Origin of the sequence: Shewanella sp. SR44-4 (genome assembly GCF_014163715.1) — a bacterium.
Lineage (GTDB): Bacteria > Pseudomonadota > Gammaproteobacteria > Enterobacterales > Shewanellaceae > Shewanella.
In genome coordinates, this window is sequence record NZ_JACJDU010000201.1 from 1 (window position 1) to 219 (window position 219).

1 rRNA gene is annotated in these 219 nt (G+C 45.7%); it reads left to right on the plus strand.

Annotated features, from left to right (window positions below):
- Nucleotides 1–61 (plus strand): 16S ribosomal RNA (locus tag H5125_RS22510); the annotation flags it as partial.
- Between the last annotated feature and the right edge of the window lie 158 nt (nucleotides 62–219).

Consider the following 219-nt stretch of genomic DNA (forward strand, 5'->3'; position numbering starts at 1 on the left):
GACTGGGGTGAAGTCGTAACAAGGTAGCCCTAGGGGAACCTGGGGCTGGATCACCTCCTTACCTATACGACTAACTCAATACCTAAAGTGCAGCGATGCATGTGAGTGTTCACACAGATTACTTGTTAACTTCTTCGGAAGTAGAGTGAAACACACCGCTTGCCGGTTAAGTGTTGTTCTTTAACAATTTGGAAAGCTGATAGTACTAACTAAAGGCGC